The organism is Mesorhizobium sp. B2-5-13 (assembly GCF_006440535.1).
In the GTDB taxonomy this organism is placed as follows: Bacteria; Pseudomonadota; Alphaproteobacteria; order Rhizobiales; family Rhizobiaceae; genus Mesorhizobium; species Mesorhizobium salmacidum.
This window is the reverse complement of record NZ_VFUI01000016.1, coordinates 88,949-108,056: the sequence shown is the minus strand read 5'-3', so window position 1 is coordinate 108,056 and position 19,108 is coordinate 88,949. Positions and strand designations below refer to the sequence as shown.

At 60.7% G+C, this 19,108-nt stretch carries 18 protein-coding genes and 1 pseudogene; 2 read left to right on the top strand and 17 right to left on the bottom strand.

From position 1 onward, the window contains the following. Window positions 1-277: 277 nt before the first annotated feature. From FJ434_RS22815 to FJ434_RS22805, 3 genes are all read right to left on the bottom strand, one after another. Window positions 278-577, bottom strand: coding sequence for a DUF982 domain-containing protein (locus FJ434_RS22815; RefSeq protein ID WP_027144010.1), 300 nt, complete (start codon window positions 575-577; stop codon window positions 278-280). A gap of 46 nt (window positions 578-623) precedes the next feature. Next, entirely contained in the window at window positions 624-1,076 is a 453-nt protein-coding gene (locus tag FJ434_RS22810) for a hypothetical protein (RefSeq protein WP_140502756.1), read from the bottom strand. A gap of 68 nt (window positions 1,077-1,144) precedes the next feature. Further along, window positions 1,145-1,627, bottom strand: a complete 483-nt coding sequence (locus tag FJ434_RS22805; RefSeq protein WP_140752869.1) for an Hsp20 family protein — start codon at window positions 1,625-1,627, stop codon at window positions 1,145-1,147. A gap of 612 nt (window positions 1,628-2,239) precedes the next feature. Here FJ434_RS22805 and FJ434_RS22800 point away from each other — a divergent pair. Then, a complete protein-coding gene (locus FJ434_RS22800; protein ID WP_140502754.1) occupies window positions 2,240-2,530 on the top strand; it encodes a hypothetical protein in 291 nt (96 codons plus the stop codon). A 282-nt stretch (window positions 2,531-2,812) separates the two neighbouring features. On the opposite strand, the gene FJ434_RS22795 is transcribed toward FJ434_RS22800, so the two are convergent. The 14 genes and pseudogenes from FJ434_RS22795 to FJ434_RS22730 form a co-directional block, all read right to left on the bottom strand. Then, complete coding sequence (locus tag FJ434_RS22795) at window positions 2,813-3,511, bottom strand: hypothetical protein (protein ID WP_140752867.1); 699 nt, start codon at window positions 3,509-3,511, stop codon at window positions 2,813-2,815. A gap of 110 nt (window positions 3,512-3,621) precedes the next feature. Further along, on the bottom strand, window positions 3,622-4,146 hold the full coding sequence (locus FJ434_RS22790) for a hypothetical protein (RefSeq protein WP_140752865.1): 525 nt from the start codon (window positions 4,144-4,146) through the stop codon (window positions 3,622-3,624). An 83-nt stretch (window positions 4,147-4,229) separates the two neighbouring features. After that, window positions 4,230-5,342 carry an alpha/beta hydrolase gene (locus FJ434_RS22785; protein WP_246672569.1) on the bottom strand — a complete coding sequence of 371 codons (1,113 nt, stop codon included), beginning with the start codon at window positions 5,340-5,342 and terminating at the stop codon, window positions 4,230-4,232. A gap of 186 nt (window positions 5,343-5,528) precedes the next feature. Further along, window positions 5,529-5,609, bottom strand: a pseudogene (locus FJ434_RS30340) (L,D-transpeptidase); the annotation flags it as partial. A 198-nt stretch (window positions 5,610-5,807) separates the two neighbouring features. Next, complete coding sequence (locus FJ434_RS22775; RefSeq protein ID WP_140752863.1) at window positions 5,808-7,139, bottom strand: VpsF family polysaccharide biosynthesis protein; 1,332 nt, start codon at window positions 7,137-7,139, stop codon at window positions 5,808-5,810. A 70-nt stretch (window positions 7,140-7,209) separates the two neighbouring features. Beyond that, on the bottom strand, window positions 7,210-9,132 hold the full coding sequence (locus FJ434_RS22770) for a GumC family protein (protein ID WP_140502749.1): 1,923 nt from the start codon (window positions 9,130-9,132) through the stop codon (window positions 7,210-7,212). Between the two features lie 172 nt (window positions 9,133-9,304). Then, window positions 9,305-9,772 carry a hypothetical protein gene (locus tag FJ434_RS22765; RefSeq protein WP_140752861.1) on the bottom strand — a complete coding sequence of 156 codons (468 nt, stop codon included), beginning with the start codon at window positions 9,770-9,772 and terminating at the stop codon, window positions 9,305-9,307. Window positions 9,773-9,881: 109 nt separating this feature from the next. Next, a complete protein-coding gene (locus tag FJ434_RS22760) occupies window positions 9,882-11,633 on the bottom strand; it encodes an alpha/beta fold hydrolase (RefSeq protein WP_140502746.1) in 1,752 nt (583 codons plus the stop codon). Further along, window positions 11,630-14,140, bottom strand: coding sequence for a glycoside hydrolase family 2 protein (locus tag FJ434_RS22755; RefSeq protein WP_140752859.1), 2,511 nt, complete (start codon window positions 14,138-14,140; stop codon window positions 11,630-11,632). Before FJ434_RS22755 ends, FJ434_RS22760 begins: the two co-directional genes overlap by 4 nt. A 41-nt stretch (window positions 14,141-14,181) precedes the next feature. After that, complete coding sequence (locus FJ434_RS22750; RefSeq protein ID WP_140752857.1) at window positions 14,182-15,177, bottom strand: DUF1839 family protein; 996 nt, start codon at window positions 15,175-15,177, stop codon at window positions 14,182-14,184. A 1-nt stretch (window position 15,178) separates the two neighbouring features. Continuing rightward, the gene (locus tag FJ434_RS22745; protein ID WP_140752855.1) at window positions 15,179-16,102 is read right to left on the bottom strand and encodes an amino acid--[acyl-carrier-protein] ligase; all 924 of its coding nucleotides are present in this window, start codon (window positions 16,100-16,102) and stop codon (window positions 15,179-15,181) included. A gap of 1 nt (window position 16,103) precedes the next feature. Continuing rightward, a complete protein-coding gene (locus tag FJ434_RS22740) occupies window positions 16,104-17,309 on the bottom strand; it encodes an acyl-CoA dehydrogenase family protein (RefSeq protein ID WP_140752853.1) in 1,206 nt (401 codons plus the stop codon). A gap of 2 nt (window positions 17,310-17,311) precedes the next feature. Then, window positions 17,312-17,557, bottom strand: a complete 246-nt coding sequence (locus tag FJ434_RS22735) for an acyl carrier protein (RefSeq protein ID WP_027144021.1) — start codon at window positions 17,555-17,557, stop codon at window positions 17,312-17,314. A gap of 134 nt (window positions 17,558-17,691) precedes the next feature. After that, window positions 17,692-18,960, bottom strand: a complete 1,269-nt coding sequence (locus FJ434_RS22730) for an oligosaccharide flippase family protein (protein WP_246672567.1) — start codon at window positions 18,958-18,960, stop codon at window positions 17,692-17,694. On the opposite strand from FJ434_RS22730, the gene FJ434_RS29900 reads away from it, so the two are divergent. Continuing rightward, window positions 18,947-19,108, top strand: a complete 162-nt coding sequence (locus FJ434_RS29900; protein WP_181166167.1) for a hypothetical protein — start codon at window positions 18,947-18,949, stop codon at window positions 19,106-19,108. The genes FJ434_RS22730 and FJ434_RS29900 overlap by 14 nt on opposite strands.

The window sequence follows — 19,108 nt, the reverse complement described above, 5'->3', positions numbered from 1 at the left end:
GCAAAGCACGGCCATCTTCTCGCCGTCCAGCAGCCGCGCGACGAACTTCAGCCGCTCGTCCATGACGTTACACTCCTTCCAAGGCACCTTGCTCTCCTTGCAAAGGGCCGAAAGTGTAACCCATCTATCCGGAATGAACTGTCACCCATCTCTCGGGAAGGGCACCAAAGACTATACGCGGGCACCACACACGGCGGCGTAGTGGGCTTGACTGGTCGGCTACCCGTACTGAGCTGCGGCAGCGACACCTCTGGGCAGTGCCGCTGCCGTGTCGCAGCTAGGCGGCTATCCCACCGCGGCCTGATTTGGTACCACTCATCCAGGGCAGCGGAGCAAGCGGCTCCTGCAGGATCTTGACAGATCTCGCGAAGCCAGCGACGGCATCGCGCGCGACCGACAGTGGTATCTGGCCATCGTAAGCACGCTGGCAAGCCCGGAAAGCCGTTTCGAAAATCGGGCCCCGCCGCTCCCGCGGCCACTCGTCCAAGAAATCGAAGGCATCCTCAAGACTTCCTATTTCTTGAATGAACTGGCCATCCTTGACCAACACCGGTCGATCGAACGTCCTGTCGTCCATGTAGTCCTCCATTCGGTTGAACGAATTGGTTTGCCGATTCAGGTTTTCACGCGATGGCATGCTCAGGCTCCGCGAACATGCCGCCATCACCACATCTGGGCGGAACGCCGGCATACGCCGGAACCGGCGGCGGATCATCGTCATCGTCATCTCGCCAGGGGTACCGTATCCAACCGCGCCTGGCTTTGTTGCGACGCCGGTCTGAAGACGGACTGCGGTCAACCGGTGCCCTGGCTGGCGGCTTGCGCCCGATCTCGTCCAGGGTGCGGAGCGCACGAAGAATTTCTTTGACTTGCGCAACGGCACCGCTGTCCAACTGGCGTAGGGCGGGATTGTCAGGAACCGCATTGGCGTCCGAAGCCCAGAAGGCGAGCAAAGCCCTCTTTTCGTCGATCGTCATTTCTTCGTTCAGGACGTCCTCCGGCGTACGCACGGCAGCGAATCCCGCAACGTGATCTGTCAGTTTGGATTCATGAAAACAGTAAGCTTGCGATCTCATCTCCATTCTCCGCGATCTGTGCCTCCCGGCCGAGCCGGGAGGCGGACCACAGACTGAGGTTTCCGGTATCAGGCCACCTTGCGTTGCGGCTCTGAATCTATGGATTGCTTGTTGCCGCTGTCCTGAAGCGGAACCGCTCTGGCTTCGGAGCAGATCTCGATGCGCCGAGGCTTGAGTTCATCGGGCACTTCGCGGACCAGGTCCACCGACAGCAGGCCATTATGAATATTGGCCGCCTTGACCTTGACGTGGTCCGCAAGTTTGAACACCTGCTTGAAGTTTCCTGTCGCAAGGCCGCGATGGAGGATTTCCCGATTTTGCTGATCGGGCTTCCTCTGTCCGGTCACGGACAATTCAGGGCCGTTCTGCACAAGCTCGACTTCGTCAACACCGAAGCCGGCGACGGCCATCGTGATACGATAATCGTTGTCGCCATTCTTCTCGATATTGTAGGGAGGCCAGTCGGAGCGCACGCCGTTTTCGAGCATGTCGAACAGTCGGTCGAAGCCGACCGTGGTGCGGTAAAGAGGGGAATAATCAAAGCTTCTCATAGCCATATCCTCCGTGAAGCAACATGGGTCGCGGCAGCGCCGCCGCGACGAACTATGTCGAGCCGAAGCCTCGACGAAAACGATCTGGGAATCACGTTTTTTTTGTTCAAGAGGTCGCCCGAATTTTTTTTCGGAGCGGCACCACGGTCGTCCATGATCGGCATACGTCCGACTTTCGCGGCGAATTTTGCGGCGAAAGCGTTCGGTTCGAAGCGGGAATATGGTTTCTGTGATGGATTGCCTGCCCGTGCAAGTGCGCGCCAGGTTCGGCCTCTGGTCAGGAGCGGTCTTGCACACGCCCCGCCGCCTCTTGCGTGATGAGAGGGTTCTCAGCAGCCGCGCGGCGTGCGGAGCGGACTTGCTCGGTGAAGACTGGCGCAACCTCACGGGCAACTCAACGTGCAATCCGGACGCCTTTCCATCCACGCTCACAAAGCGCCTGAGCTCGCTCTGCAGCCGCACGCCGGTGTGTACCAGTGAAAGACATTTCTTAGCGTCGAAAACGAAACTATCGGGAACGCAGCGAGAAGCGCGGCGTTGGGATCGTGAAGGGACGGCCGTCCCTGCCACCGTAAGGCCGGCATCGGACAGGCAGTTATCGGAGTATCCGTCATGCGAACTCTCATCGTCATTGCGGCGTTTTCGCTGCTTGCCGGCCCCGCGTCGGCAGCCGATCACCTCTTCACCGCTACGTCGGCCGGGGGCCTGACGACCTCGAGCCAGCCGTTCATGAACGGCATAAACAACAGTGCGCCGACAGCCGACGCTGTGCCGGGCCAGGGCAGTCCGCTGTCGGGCGACGAGCATACCGTCCCGGCCACTGATACGCAGACCGGTGCCTCACTCAGGACCCCGCCGTCGGTGACTCAGGGTAAGACGGCACCGTCGGCCAAAGCCCGGTAACAGCCCTGTCGCCTGACGGACGCGCAAGGCGGCACCCATCATCAGCGAGTGCCGCCCTCGGGTCCTAAGCGGACTGCACCGCCCGGAGGTTGATCGTCACTCGCGACCGCTGACCGGAACCGGCCAGGCGCGCGGCACGTTTTTTCTGCCCGATGGACTGGCTCCACTGGTATTGCTCTGCGGCGCGGGCTCTATGGCCTGGACCTCAATACGCTGTCGGCAGGTGGTGGCGGTCTGCTGCTGAGCCCGGCAGTGACCTTCCAGCAGGGGCGCAAAAGGCGATCAATAGGCCATCCCAAAGGATTCGCCTGCGATGATTTTCTCTAACAGCCGCGTTATGGCGTGGGAGCCGCCGTGATCTGCAATCCACCTGCTTACCCGGCAGGCAGCTTTCGCGTACAGGCTGGCCGATGCCGCACTTTCAATCCAGGCGCTCCTCGTCGTCGGCGCGCCATCCGGTTCAACCAGGCAACGATCGGGCGATGATATTGGCTTCAGGTAGCGGTCGTCATCCGAAACCAGGACCGCAACGCCCTCATCAAACCATTGCGGCACATCACGACGGAAAGTCTTGACCAGCCCGATCCGGACATGAAGTTCGATGTGCGACATCTCGTGTGATGCAATGGTAACGGTCACGCCTTCGGGCGAGAGGAACAGCGCGAGATTGAGGACAGCCATGCCGCGCGATTTGCTACCGCCGATCTTGCGGTAACAATTGTCGTCACCGCAGACGAAGATCTCGGGATTACTTTCTGTCGCCCCGTAGAACTGGCGAAGCCGTTCGCGAGCCATGGCGATTGTCTCAAGCGCTGCTGCCTGCTGCTGAGGCGTCATCCCCTCCTCGACATAGACTTGACCCGAGGCCTTTTTGAACCCCAGGCAGCTCGGGCACGCTATAGCGGCCGCCGTGGGATATGCGACCGCGAGGCCGGCGGCTGTCGTCACAATCAGAAGGATTGCGAGTGCGGTTGCTTTCATCGATCTCGACACCATGCTCCTTCCAGTCCCGCGCGGGTATGAGCTTATACAGTGGCTTTCGCGGCGATGCGGGTTGGCGAGCCATCACGAAGCACAGAAGACGGAGAGCGCTAGGACCCGGCCGCATCGCCGACGCCGGACGAAACGGTGTTCAACTGAGAACGCGCGAGCAGATAGAATGCGGTGAGATGTGAGATCATCTGCAACGGCATATAGATGATCAGGAACGCGTACATGGCGCCGAGTTCGCCCGCGGCTGCAGGAAGATTGACCTGGACCGCGTGGTAGGAGTCGAGGGCAATGTCCGCCATCCCTACAAGGTTGAAGGCGAGCACGAGCAGCCAGAACAGCGGACGCATCCTGATCGCGAGCAGCGCCAGCATGGATAACGCCCCGGTCGCGAAGTTGCCATAGGCCGCGAACGTGGCGAAGCCGTCAGGCAGGTTGGAGCCGACAACCCCCGGAAGGAGAAAGGCAAGCCCGATGACGCGGAAATTGTGCACGGCCGCAATAGCACGTTGCGCATCGAAGTGATCCATCGAGTTGAGCCTTGGCCAGATGTACGCGCCAAAGAAAAGCAGCCACGAGACATACCCCAGGACGAGCTGGGTTAGGAACACGGTTTGCGACGACATGTGAGCTCCTATAAGCTGGTCTCGTTCGTCAATCCGCCGGCGGCCTCGAACGTCGCGTTCGGTGGCCGAGCAGCCTTCCTCGACTAAACGGTCCGAAGGAAGTCGATCATGGCGGCGTTCACCTGCGGCGCACGTTCTTGCTGGGTCCAATGACCGCAGCCCGGCAGCATGACTGCGGGCCGGAGCTTGGGAACCATTGCCGACTGTTTTGCGATGATCGGTTGAAATAGCTCCACGATCATGTCGTGTTCGCCCGCAATGTAGAGCGCCGGAACAGTCACCACCGCCTGGCTGAACGCGGCCATGAGCTCCCAACTGTGATCGATGTTGCGCCACCAGTTCAGAGCGCCGCGAAATCCGCTGCGCGTGAATTCCTCGACATAGATATCGATGTCGGCCTCACTGACCCAGGAAGGCAACGACACCGGATTGGTCAGGAAATCTCCGTTCCGGGGCACCATTCCGGCGGCAAATCCTCCGGCGCCTGCCTGTGGCGGGCTGTCGCCCGAGAGCGAGTAGAACATGGAACGGAAGGTGCGACGCAGGTCGCCTTCGAGCGCCGCCTCAGCCTCGGGGGTCTGGAAATAGAGTTGATAAAACAGGGCGTCCTTGGTGTGTGGCATCAGCGTCGTCGGCGGCCCTGAGTCGCCGAACCCTCGCGAGCGGAACGGCGGGCTGAGCGCGACAACAGCCCGGAAGCGATCGGGGCGCAGAAGCGCTGTTTGCCATGCTATCGCAGCACCGATGTCGTGGCCGGCGATCACGGCTTGTCTGGCGTCAAGGGCGTCGAGAAGGCCCACCATGTCGCCGATATTATGGAGAATCGTATATTTCTCCACATCCTCCGGGCGGTCGCTCCGCCCGTAGCCGCGCAAGTCGGGCGCTACCGCACGGAACCCGGCGTTCGCCAGCGCGCCAAGCTGGTGCCGCCAAGAATACCAGCATTCGGGAAAGCCGTGACAGAGGATGATAAGCGGACCTTCACCCTGTTCGGCCACGTGCAGCCGGATGCCGTTTGTCTCGATCATGCGATGCGTAACGTCGGGCATCGTCGGATCCACCCACGACGTCGGCTCTGGGCCGCCTACGGCGAGTTGAGCGGCAGCGGCTTCAAGTGGCTTTGCGAGAGTAGCGCCGACTGTCAGCGCGCCCCCTGCCAAGAGCACCTCGCGTCGGGAAAATGTCGCGTCGGCCATTGTGTGTCTCTCTTGATCCTCGCGCATCTGGAGCATCGACGACGTCGCAGGCTCGAATTGCGGCGCGAGTCCAGATTTCCACGGGAGAGGTACCGCCGCTCCCTGCGATCGACTATTGGCGATAACGTCGATGAGCTATGAAGTAGAACTTCACAATCAAGCGCTGAGCGCCGGACTCGCGCCTCGTTCGGGCGTGCCGTGAATCCCGTAACTTTCAATGGACAGATCGATCCAGACCGATCCGACAGGATTGTTGGGCCCGGCAGCGTCGGGCGCGCAAATGTAAACTTCGGCACCGCTGGGGAGGCAGCAGACTTGCGTTGAGGGATATGTGCGGCCGCGTTTGAGATGGATACGGGCTCGAACTGCTTCGCTCAGAGGGGGTGGCGCGCTCCCCTCGCCGCCCCGGCCGCTGCGACCGGCTCCTGATAAGTGGTTCCGTAAGCAATTCCGGACGGAAACCGCTCACACTTTTCCTGGAATTGCTCTTCCTGGAATAGCTCTGGTCCTTGCCACAAGTGCCAGTATCAGCACGGCCGGCATGGTCAGCATCGTCGTCTTGGCGCTTATGCCGACGCTGGTGGAGTTGATCAGCAATGCGAAAAAGAGCGGCAGGATCGCGCCACGGCCGCCGACCCGCAGCATCTCGATAAACCAGCTCAAGATGCCCAGCCACAGAACCGACGAGAAGACGAGACCATAGCGCAACAGGTGGCCAGCCCACGCGTTCTCGATACCCTCGCTGAGGCCGTTTATACGTACACTGGTCTCCAGTTCGTCCTGATTAAATCCGATGAGCAGTTCGCGCAGCCCGAAATTGTCGAACAGGCGAAACAACTGAATGCGAGTCGCCGCACTGCCGCTGTCATTGGTAAAACGCGCGAGGAAATTGTCGAAATAGCCGAATTGGTACATTGCCGCGACAGCGACTACGCCAAGCGGTGCAAGAACGAGAATGGCGAGCAATGCGCGCACTGAAATCGCGCCGCCGCGCATCAGCTTCAAAATGAAGAGCAGGCCCATCACCGCCGCCACGCCATAGACAACAGCAAACGAGGTTCGGGCGCCGAGAAGCGGCATCGTCGCCATGCACAGGAGTATGATGGGCAGGCGCCAGCGCGGGCTCAGCCCGCGAACATCTTTCACAGTCATCAGGATCACCGCGTAGACGCCAGTGACCAGCGCACCACCAAGCGGGTGGCCAAGCAAAGCCGTGGCCCGATGATCCCAGGTCTGGACCCGATCCTCAATGAGGAAGGGAAACAGTCGCCACGATGTCAAGCCTTCGGCGATCGCAACCAGGCAATTGAGGACTATCAGCATGTGAAGGCAACGGGCAGCATAAAGCCGCAGCTTCTCGCCCGAGTCGCAAAACAGCATGGTAATAACGGCCGCGACCATCAACGCGTCGATCAGGAAGGAGGCGGATTGATCGGGCTTGTAACGGGAGATGAAGTACCAGAGCAGCAGGCAAGCGGCGAGCAGGCTGGTCGATCCGGCGCAACGAACGAGAAGGGAGACCGCGTAGCCGACCGGGTTTCGATTGGCGAGCACCGCCAGGACCAGCGCCAAGCCAAATGTGTAGGTAGCCGGATGGATCTTGGTGACGATCGATCCGCTCGATGAATCATACGGGATGCCGAGAAAGTCGAGCGCATAGTTTGATAAGGAGAATAAAAGTACCGTGGCCAGCAGAATGAGCGGATCGACCAACTGCCGCCAGGACGCAGGGTCGCCTTGCACCTTTAGAGGGAAATCGGCCACGTTCAGCCGATACTCTATTGATCCCATTGTCATTGACTTTCAGTGGCCGCGTTGGGCCGATGAATGCCTTTCGCCGCGTCGCAATTTTTTGGCCAGGGGAACTTCATGCGGCCTGATCGATAGCCACGTCCTTCTCAACCGACACCACCGAAACATCCATGTCGCCATCGCCGGCCAACGCATTTAAAGCCTGGCGTTCGCGTAGACCAAACACACCGTCCCGCACCGCCAGCACCGACCGGCTGGAATATCCGGCAATCACATCGGCCATGGGACCGGGACTGGCCTCGAGTGTCCCTCCATTGACAACGATGTGGTCATATTCCTGAATTATCGCGCCAAGGACCGCTTCCACTTTTCCGGGCGACAGGCGCGCGACAGTATCCTTGCGCCCGGCGTTGAGCATCTGAAGTCCCGATTTACGGCCGATCCGGATCGCTTTCGCGACCGGGGATTCACCAATTGCTAGTTCCGCAAGTCCGGCTATGTCGGAAGGTGCATCAGACGCGAGATCGATGAAAATGACCTTCTGGTCGGCCGCCATTGCGTCTCGCGCCAACTCGAACGCGGCCTGACGGGCAAGGGCGGGATCATGGATGGAGACGACTGTTACAAGCCCGCCGCCGATGTCCGCCTTGGCAGGCTCCAAAGGCTGAGCCTGAGGACGCGCGGCGGGCGCGCCGGCAGCCAGATCCCGCAATATCGCGGCAAAGACGCCTATGAACAAGCCCAACAGTCCGGCGGCGATAAGCAGCGGCAACTTAGGTGGATACGAGGACGAACTTGGAACCGCCGCTTCAGCGATGATACGGGCATTGGGCGGCGAAATATTTTCCTGCTCGGCGGTTTCCTTGGCGCGGACCATAAACGCCTCGTAGACGACCTTGCTGGACTGCGCCTTGCGCTCAAGTTCACGCAGCTTGATCAGATCCTGGTTGGTATCGAAGGAAGCTGTCTTGGCGGCATTAAGGTCTCCGGTGACCTTGTTCAGGGTGTCAACAGCTGCGCGATAGTCGTCTTGCGCGGCTTGCACCAGCCGCTCACTTTCCGCACGGATTGTCGCGCGAGCTTGCATAACCTGCCCTTCGGCAGCCGTGACGCGCGGATGACGTGGTCCGAGGATCTGCTGGAGCTCGGCCAAGTTTCGCTGCGCCTCGCCAAGCTGGGTGCGCAGGTCGACCATGGCGCTGTCGGTACCGGTGATGACCGTGCTGACATCTCCGCGCGTCTTCAGCGCGGCCTGCATAACCTCGAACCGGGCCTTTGTTTCGTTGACTCGCGCAGCACTAGCCGACTGGCGAGCCGAAAGGTCCGTCAGTTCGCGATCGCCGAGCAATCGTCCGTCCGATTCCGAAACATTGTGGTCGCGCTTGAAGGCTTCGACCTCTTCCTCCGAGCTGTTCAACTCGCTTTGCAATTGTGCGAGGCGGTCACGGATCGACGTGCTGGCGTCGCGTGCGGTGCCGGAAGTTGTTTCGGCCTGATAGCCCAAATAAGCGGCAGCCACGGCGTTCGCGAGACGAGCCGACTTGATGGCTTCTTTGCTGGTGACGCTGATCTGAAGCACGTAAGTGTTTTCGGGCCGCACGACCTTGGTCGCTTGCGCCAGCGCTTCAAGCGCAACGACGGAGGGATCTTGCCCGCTTTTGATGGCGGATATGAATTCCGGATCCGTGGCAAGACCGCTGCTCTGGACAACCCGCTTGAGCACCGCTTCCGAGGTGATCACCTCGATCTGGCTTTCCACCAGCGCCATGTCGGAGCCGAAGCCTTGCTGCACCACCTCGTTCTGCATGACCCGCTGCTCACGCGGGTCGATAAGGATGCGCGACGTCGCTGTATACCGCGGCGAAATCAGGAACAACGCCAACAGTCCCAAGGCGACGAAGGTCAGCGTGAACGAAAGAACGATCCAGCGCCGGCGGATTAGCGTATCGGCAAGGCCGAGCAAATCCACCGAGGTATCGACCTGCGCTCGCCTGGCGGCAGATCGATCGCGTGAAATGCCGCCCATGGAGGTCGCCATAGTCTCGTCTCCACCGCACTAAAATCATCGTGCGCATATCGCCAATAATCCATGCGCGGATATGCTTAATATCGGGTTACAGGATATTCCTCAGCCGCGATGCCGGAGCCACCCTCATCGGGAAGACGCCGGTCAGGGCGAGGTCTCAGTCCGGGATCTGACTGACATCCGGTCAGCGACGGATATGCTCCCAAGGAGAGGCCTCATGCGGTTCCTCAATCGTGCCGTAGTCCGTGGAAGCACCCTTCGAAAACCCACGTCCGACATAGGCTGAGTTTGCAATTTTAGCTTGTCCGTTGCTTGAAGATTGCATCAGTTCGGCCACGCTGGCGTGCAGTTCGGCGAGCTCGGCATGAATGCTGTGGATGGTTTCAGCGGTATTCTCATCCTGGTTTTGGAATATCTCGTTGTCATGAGGAAAGTAGTCCAGTTCCAGTGGATCAAGGAGCCGTAGTCTGGCAGGCGAGCCGGCAAAATCGTCATCCCCGTAGATCACGCCGGTCTGTGAAGCCGCTATATTGCCGCTCCTCTTGCGCAGCAAATTGGTGATCAAGGACAGCAATCTCAATTTTTTCTCGCTCGACGGTGGCAAATCTGAGTTTTCACCCGGCCTGACGGCTGTGTTTCGCGCGTTGGACATTCCGCGATATCCATGAAGATAAAAAGCCTCTCCCAATTGGTATGCCAGTTTGGGAAATAAAGAATTAAAGTGCCGGCTGTCGATTGGCCGTCGAGCAGGCCCCAGGTCCCTACCGCCCGTCGGCGGCGGGGCTTAACAACTGTGTGACGTGCTCGACAAGCCGAGAGCGTGCATGGGCCGGCGTCAATGTATGATCGGCGGCATCCAGACGCACGAGAGTGACACCTTGCATGCGCCTCAAACGCTCGCCGTCCGGCCCGAAGTGACGAGCAATTTCATCCAGGCTCCGATCGTTTTCGGCGCTTACCACCAAAACGCGCGTTCCACGCGCGGTCAGATTTTTCATCCAGGTTTCCACCGACTGGCTTCCCGAACCGCGCCTGCGCCAAAAATTGGACGTCGTGGATTTCGACAGTTCCAGGCCGAAGCGCAGGGTGCGCCCGCCAAGTCTCGACAAGAGCGCTTTCAAGCGAGGTGATCTCAAGGCCGTTCCGTGTGAATGCGGCTCAGCCACATCCGCCTCGCCGGCGCCGTCCTCTGGTTTGAGTGAGCCACGCGCATTGTCCCTGACTTTCGACAGTTCCATGTCCAGGGCATATGAACTGTTCCATGCGAAGCACAAAGGATTGACCATGGTCAGCGAGGCAATACGGCGATCGAATCGCGCGGCATGGAACGCCTGATAGGCCCCGGCGCATGTGCCGATCGCGCTGACCTGATCAAATCCATGCTGCTCGAGCCAGTTTACAATACGCAGCATGTCATCGCGGCCGCGCTCATCGTAGAGAAACAGCCGCTTCTCGTCCGGCGTCCCGCTCTGGCCGAGGCCCGGCAGATCGACCCTCAGCGAGGCTATGCCATCTCGGGCGAGTGAACGCGCCATGTCGACCGCACCACGTGCCCAACCGATATGCGGTATCGCGCCGGCATTGAGGATAAGGACGACCTGTCCCTGGGGCTTGGCCTGGGCAGGCATGCACAGCACGCCGCAAATCTCCGGCGCGGGCGCGAGGACCAGTGGCCATTCGTTATATCCACCCTCCGCCAGAAACACTGGCGCGGTGGCCACCGGCTCGTGGGAAGCCGCGCCGATGGGCTTTCGGCGCTCGACTGCCCACCCCACGACCATCTCAAGGGTGGATTGCGGGATGTCGTTGGCGGTCGGGTTGCTCATCAGCCGGGCAAAACCGGCAAATGTCTCGATCCGCACGCTGCCACCGGCCGCGGCCACGCCTTCGGCGAGCGCCGAATGCGACGTGGCGGGTTGTGTCGTCACAAGCAGAATATCCTGGCGCAAGGAACCGGCGAGTTCACGCCACTCAAGCGTCCGCAGATCCGCGATCGTCTCGGCGCTCATCCTGAAGCCGGCGGTTTCGATGCCGTCGAATGGGTCGACCTCAGTGCCGTATGGCGGCAGGGCTGCGTCGATCATTCTTGCCAGGCCTGCCATCTCGCGCACATAGGCCTTGCCCGATATTGGCGGCGCAAGCAGTGCCAGACCGGCAACGTCATCGCGTCCGACTATGGCCGATGGAGCAAGGAGAGCACCGAGACGGAAGCCGATCACCAGCACATCGGTCACGCCGGTTTCGGCTTTCAGTCGCGCTATCGCCGTCTCGATGCTCGACACCCAGGCAGCCACGCGATGGGGCTCGGTGTGATCGCCGGTGGCGTCTCCACAACCTGGATAGTCGAATTGCAGAACCGGTAGACCAGCTTGGGCCAACCGCCTTGCCATCAATGTGAGAAAACGCCGGCTGCAAAGGTCTTCGAAACCGTGCGCGCCCGCTATAACCACGCCCCGGCTGCCCCCTGCTGGATGAACCCAGCCGACAGTCCCTTCGAAGACGATCGGCCTCACGAAATGCCCCTGGCTGCACCCATTTTAGGGAACGGCTCGGTCAGGTCGAAAACAACAGGTTGCTGCGCATTGAGGGCTGTAACGGTCCCGATAGGCATCGGTGCGCCTGTCAACGCGACCAGCCGCACTGTTTTTTCGCGACCAGGCAACAGATGAAAATAATCCTCTTCGGCCCGATAATGGGGACCGCCGACATGGACATAATACGCGGCTCTGTCGCAGGCGAGCCGAAGTCGCCAGCAATCGTTGCCAGGTTCGATCTTGGCGCGAAGGCCGACATCGCACCGTTTCGTCATGATATTGGGCAGAACATGGAAGGCTTCCGCCAACTGGGTTCCCTGCGAATCCGTAAAATGCCCCACGCTCAACTCATGCGCAACCGGACCGAAGCGATAGGCGTAAGAGATGTCGAAGAACGCACCGAACAGCTCGAAGGCCGAAACCGTCACGGCATCATGCGCCGCAACCGCGATCTCGCGTTTGCCTGTGACGACCGGTGTCAAACCATCGCGCAGGCAGGTCAGGGTGAGCCTGCCTTCAACCAAGTCCGGTCCATCGTTGATCACATGCACATGGAGGCCGTTCAAGCCTTCATCGCTAAGGATCAGGCGCAGCGGACGGAAGGCCCGCTTCATCGCATGCCAAACCGATTTTGGCCGGCCGGTCGCATCGATCGCGCCCCAGCCGGCGCCGACGGCCAGATCTTTCCAGAACAAGGTCAGTGCACCCGCCGTCGGCGAGGCCGGTCGGCGCCATTCGTCAATCGTGCGCTCCACAATCTCGGCCGTCACGGCACGCGAGAGGTCGAGGTAGCGTGCACCGTCCTGCAGCCTCAACGCACGGGCGTCGATGCCGAAGACGTTTTCCAGATAGTGGTCGCGTACATCCTCGAAATCCCAAGACGCCCCAACGTCCCTCGGCGTCGCGGCTTTCCAGCGTGGGTCATGCACGGGCGCAACGGCCAGGAAGGCGTCCAGCGTCTCCTGATCCGGCACGTTGGCGAAGGCAAGGCACTCGCTGGCGAAGCGGACCTCGGCACGGCGCGCATCCTCCAGCGGCCGGCAATAAGCGCCCACGCCGTAATAATGCACCGGTCCGGCTTCAGTGGTGAAAGACAGGCTGCCGCCATGCGGCGAGGAAGCAACCTGCACGAGATCAGGTCTAATGGCGCCCGCAAGCGGCCTCACCACCGTGTCGAACCATGGCGTCGGGTCCATGGACGCTGGAATTCCCATCATCGACGCCTGCTGGGCGATTTCGCTGCCGCCGCAAATCACAGCAAGCGAAGGCGAGTGCCGCAATCGTCGCAGCAATGCTTCTACCTCCGCCGCCAGCGCAGCGCACCATTCGTCATCCCGGGCGGGATAGTCGAAATTCGCCAGCATCAAATCCTGCCAGACGAGTATGCCGAGTTCGTCACACAGGGCATGAAAGGCGTTGGATTCATAGACGAAGGGGCCGGCGACACGCAGCATGTTCACACCGGCATCACTTGCCAGGCGCAAGGCGGCGTCCAAAGGCGCCGCGCTCCCGTCCAAGGACACTATGTCCGACGGTGTCCAAACCGCGCCGCGACAAAAGACCGGGATGCCGTTGACGATCAGCCGAAAGTCGCGCCCGTCACGGCCGCGATCCAGCTCCAGGCGTCGAAAGCCGACACGTCCGAGGTTTACCTCTTTACTCCCGATGGTAGCGCTGACACCATGAAGATCCGGCGTTCCATGGCTGTGCGGCCACCAAGCCGCAACGTTGGCGATGTCAAGGCGCGCATTCAGCTTCTCGCCATCGCTGGTGAGCGAAGCGGTTTTTCCGGCACAGCTGATAAAGGCGGTTTCGCCGTCGACAAGCGGCGTGAAGAGCGTCAGCTCGACATCGAGCCTGCCTGTAGTCCCTTCGAGATCGGAACGCATGTCGACGCTAGCGACGCGCGAAGCCAAATTCTCGCGCACCAGCAGAACCGGCCGCCATGCGCCGACCACGTCGAAGGCCGGGCACCAGCCCGGCATGTGGCCAAGCAGGGTCGTGCGAACGAGCCGCAAGCGCTGATCGTCAATCATGCGCGCCTTCCAGCGGGCCCGCGGACCCTTGAGGCCCTCCATATAGGCGTCAAGACTGCGAAACGCGATGGCAAGCATTTCGCCGCCTTTCAGCGTCAGCGACGTCTGACACGGCGCGAACATGGAGGTGGAGACAAGGACCAATCGATCGTCGATGTAGATTTCGGCAATCGTCGCAAGGCCTTCGAAGACAAGCCGCACCGGCCCGCTGGCTTCAAGGCGACAGCGATACCAGATGTCCTTGTCGTGCAACGGCATCGGTGCTTGCCGATCCCAAAGGCCGCCCGCCTCGAGCGCCGCCGCCGCGGTACCAGGACATGTGGCGCGCAGCCATGTTGCCGAAGGGTCAGCATCGCCCGGCCCGCGCCATGCACCAGCCGGCGTCAGGGCAAGCTGCCATCCTGCTTCCAGCAGCTCAGCTGAATCGGCGACGGAGATCACTGTCGTCATGGATCTGATCCAGGCTACGGCAGCCGAATTCCGCTCGCCGTTCAGGCCGCCTCCGCCAGGGTTGCCATGCGCGCGTCAAGCACGTTGATGATAACATCATAAGCGCTGGCCATCGGTTCCAGCGTCGCCTCAAGGCCATCGAAACGCCCGCGCGCCATAGCCCTGGCGAGTTTGAACTGCATGACCTTGGCGCCTTCGGCGATATCGCCGGCGGCCTTGACCGCTTGCTCGAAACTCTCGCGGCGATTTTTCCCGAGCCACTCCAAATGGCTGCCGAGAAGCTCGAAATTCGCGCCTAGCTGCCGCAACGTGTTGAAGGAGTAGATATGAAAATACTCCGGCGGGCGGTGGACCAGCATATCGACATGGCGGCCGAACGCAGCAGCGTAGGATCGCAACGGATTGTGCTTCGGGCGGCGTGACAGGTGATGTGAGAGCAGTGTCGCGGCTGCTCGTGCCATGTCTTCCGGCGGCTGCGTGACGCCGAATTTCACGAACTCCGCGTAGGGAAACAGTGGCAACGAGCCCGCGCTCGCAAGGTCCGCGCCGCCGAAGATGCCTTCATAGTCCTCACCACCCAGTGCGAAGACACCATCATTGTGAAAATAGACCATCCGCTGCGTCCGCGGATCGACCTCATTGATACCGATGGTCGTCTTGGAATGGGCCGCGCGATAGGTGATTCCCCTTGTGTCGGGCAGGTAGAAAGCATCGACTTCCACCAGCGGCAGGCGTCCGAGGTCGATCTGCGTCGCAACATGCGTTTCCAGCCGGTCGAAGATCGCCAGTTCCTGGATATCGAGACCCGCAAGCCGCTGCAGATCGGCGATCGGAAACTTGAAGAAGGTGAACTGATCGCCTTCGAAATCCTGGGCAAGGGTAAAGCCGAGCGCGGCCACCGGGTCATGGCCGGTCGCATGCATGACTTCAATCAGCAGGTCGACGTAGCAATTTGTCTGCGGCCAGCGTCGTTCGGCGCTGTGCAATTCATGCGGCCTGTAGCCCGCCGGGTCGAGACCGGGGATCACGGCGTTCATGTCAGGCATCCCAGAGAACCGCGCGGACAGCCGGCGGCCAGGCATTAACGTCGGGGCCATGATGACGAAACAGCGCCAGCGCCACCCGTTCCAGGCCGAAGCCGACGCAGGCCGAATGGCACAGGCTGCCATCGGCGAACTTCAATCCCCAGGTCTGGCCGAAATGATCCTGGTGATAGTTGAAACTCAGGCAGGCTGTCGGCTTTTCCTGGCTGCTCACCGGTATCAGCAGCTCGAACTTCAGCCCCTGGTCGCGCTGGTTGTTGGCCAGCATCTTGCCGCCGCGACCGAAGAACGGGTCGTTGGCAAGATCCAGCTCACAAGGCAACTCCAGCGACTCGATCATCGCCTTGCCACGCTCAAGCCAGCTCTGGCGAAACGCATGCACATGATCGGCCGTACCGATGCAGACGAATTCCCGCATTCGGAAAAGCTGCATGCGGGCCGGGTCCTGCGATGGCTCATGCCGGAAACAATAGGATGAGAGTTCAAACAGGAGACCGTCCATCGGAACTGGTCCGCGCGCGGCCACCGTCGGATAAAGCGGATAGCAAGCGGCAGGCGTCAGCGCCAACTCCGTTGGCTGCTGCAGTTCGGTCCAGTCCTGGCCGGCGTCCATCATGCCAAGCAGCTTGGCATGGTCGCGCTCGCCGCCCATGAAGGAGTGCACACACCCGGCAAGCTGCGGAAAGCTTTTCATGTAGCCGCTTTTTTCCAGCGTCGCGCGGCTCATGCCAGGCGGAAAGTGGATACGGGTAGGCTTGTCGACCGCGCCGAGGCGCGTGACCAGGCGCTCGAAACGTTCGATGACTTCCTCGAACATGCCGGAGCGGCCATAGAGGCCGTCGACGCCGGTCTCAAACAGGATGCCGTTATCGAACAGCTTGTCGAGCAGGTCCTTTGAGGTGAATGTCCCGGTATCCATCTCAACCTCCCAGCCTGGCATCGAAGCGGCTCATCAGGAGCAGCGTCGATGTGTTCGCATGAATGCGGTCGTTCGAGATCATCACTGTAGCGGAGGTGATGTCGCGCAGATGCCGGCCGACGCTGAACGGCGTGCCGTTCTTATAGCCAAGGATGCCGCAGATCAGCATTGCGAGCCGCACGATTTCGCCCGCCTTTTCGCTCGCGGCCACCTTCAGCGCGTTGATTTCAGCGGCAAAGCCTATCGAGGAGAGATCGTCCTCATTGCGTTCGGCGATCTCAAAACGGCGGATGGCGGCAACGAGATGTCCCTTCATTTCCTGCAGCTTGGCGGCTGCCTCCGACAGGCGGAGCGCGCCTGGCGGCGTCAGGTTTGGCTGCTTGCGGGCGGCTTGCTTGACGAAGGCCTGGGCACGCCCGAAGGCATCGGCCGCGATGCCAAACCATGTCGCTGCCCAGTAGATGTGCGAACTCGCCAGCATTGATTGGGCAGCGATCTCCGAAAACGGCTTGGTGAATATCTGCGCGGCATCGCCGGTTGCGGTCAGCAGAAAGCCGTCGGAACAGGTGCCGCGCATGCCGAGCGTGTCCCAAACGGACTTGCGCTCCAGCGTGCGGTTGGCGTCGGCGGGTATGACGATCATGGACTGGTCGGTGCCGGCTGCGTCCGGTGCCCGGCGCGCTGTGGCCAGGATGGCGTCGGCAAAGGCGCCGTAGGAAATCACGGTCGCGTCCTTGGCCAACGAGAAGCGGCCATCGATGACGTTGAGCGCGCAGATAGAATTGCGAAGATCGCCACCAATGCCCGCCTCGGAGGTAGCGGATGCCATCAGCAACTGCTCGCTGGCAATGCGACGCATGTAGGCACGATGCCATTCGCTGCCAGTCCCATGGCTGGCCAAGCTCGCAATCTGAATCTGGTGCATGCCATAGATCATCGCGCTGGAACCGCAGGCCTGCGCCAGCTGGACGATCAGGTCGGCAATAGCGGCATGGCCCATTCCCTGGCCGCCGAATTCAATCGGCACAGCCACGCCAAGAAGGCTTTCCTGCTTCAATGCATCGAAGACTTCGTGGGGGAAACGGGCGTCGCGATCGACGGAATCGGCCGCTTTGGCCGCAACCTCGGCAACACGGGCCATGCGCGCCGTGGGGGTGTCACTGTGCATGCCGGCAGGGGCGACGCCAATTGCTTTCGCGACATTCATGGTCAGACTGCCTGCCTCGCAAGTTTGGAGACCGCCTCGGCGATGTTGGCAAGCGAGGCGAATGTGCGCCGTGTCAACATTTCCTCTGGAAATTCGGTGTCGAATTCCTCCTCGATCGCCAGCATGATCTGGACGGAGGCGAACGACGTCATCCCCGCATCATAAAGGTTGTCATGATCGGAGAGTGTTTCGATGTTGAATGAAAGCGCCTCGTTGCGGGCGAAAAGTGCACGAATACGATTGATCATCTGTCCAAGTCTCCCTGTCTGGAAGATACGCTTCAACTCTAGCGGCGCAGTTAATGCGAAATCGTATCCGCGATTATGCTTAACCAACGACTTCCGGATCCATTATAATGCCTATGTTTCACCCCGACACACCATCAGGCATCCAAGGATGCCGACTTGGCGGGCGCAGTGGAAAGGTCACGATCGCGAAGCAACGTGCCCTTTTCACCGCACGTCCGGCCAATGGCGAAGCGGGTGAACCCGATATAGACCACCGTCTGCAGTGACCAGGCGATGGCGCGGGCTATAACGATGCCGAGAGCGCCACGATCTTGCAGGAACCACGTTGCGATGATGAATGTCAGCGCCCATCCAGCCGTGATCGAAAGTCCGGTCCACATGTAACCGGAGGACACCGGGACCTGTCCGAGCGGCAGGGCAGCGGCGATGATGGCGGCCGCGAGCACCACGATCATGAAAATCGGCCAGTGCTGGGCGGGATCGAGCTTGAACAGCACAAGGAACCAGTTGCCGAACGTCATCATGACCACGACGAAGCCTATGGCTATGGCTATATTGGTGCCGATGCCCATGCCAAGCACGTTGATCACACGCCGGCGGTCGGCCTCGCCAAAGCCGGTCGACAGCATCGGGATAACCACTTGCACCACGATCTGCGGCACGAACAGCAGCAGCGTCTCCAACTGCATGGCAATGAAGTACAGGCCGACCTGGGCAAGACCGTCGGGATTGTTGACCACCATCGCCGTGCAGATCCAGTTCACCGGCTCGTACAGCAGGCTGGCAAGCAGCGCCGGCACCGCATAGCGTGTAACCAGCCGCCACTGCGAAAATGCCTCCCGGAACGCAATCTCAATACCGCGCCGGCGAAGCGCTGCCACTACGGCCGGATAGGCGATGAGGCATCCACCCAGATAAGCGCAGCCCAAGGCGATAAAGCTGCCCGAGAGGCCGTAAAAGTAAAGCCCGACAGGCACCAGCGTGATCATCAATCCACCAAAGATCACGTTGAGGCGAGCGATGGTCCTGAAGGCCTGGATACCGCTCAGGATGGCCGTCTGGACCGTGTTCATCGCGTTGACCACAATCACAGGCGCGATGATCTGGAGATAGAAAGCGAGTTCCGGTTGCTTCAGCAGCCGACCGGCGATCTCATGCGCGAACAGGAAGATCATCAGGCCGATCAATGCCGCGGCGCCACCGGTGAGGAGGAATGCCATGCCGGCCAGGCGGCCCGCCGTGGCGGGGTCGTTTATCGAGTAGGCGGCGATATTGCGCGTCGCCATCAGGCTCACACCGGCGGATGCCAGCAGGCTGCTCGACATCAGTGTGCCGTAGGTCACTCCGAATTTGCCGACGAATTCAATGCCGAACCAGTGTGAAATCAAAATGGTGGTGATCATCGGCGTCAGCCGAACGATCACCGTTCCAAAGGTCGACCAGAGCAGCCCGGCGCTGAATACCCGAATGTCTGCGGATCGACCGATCAATGTTCTGAGCGACGCAATCAATTCTCGTCCTGTCGATTGGATAATTCTCGCCGACTGCTAA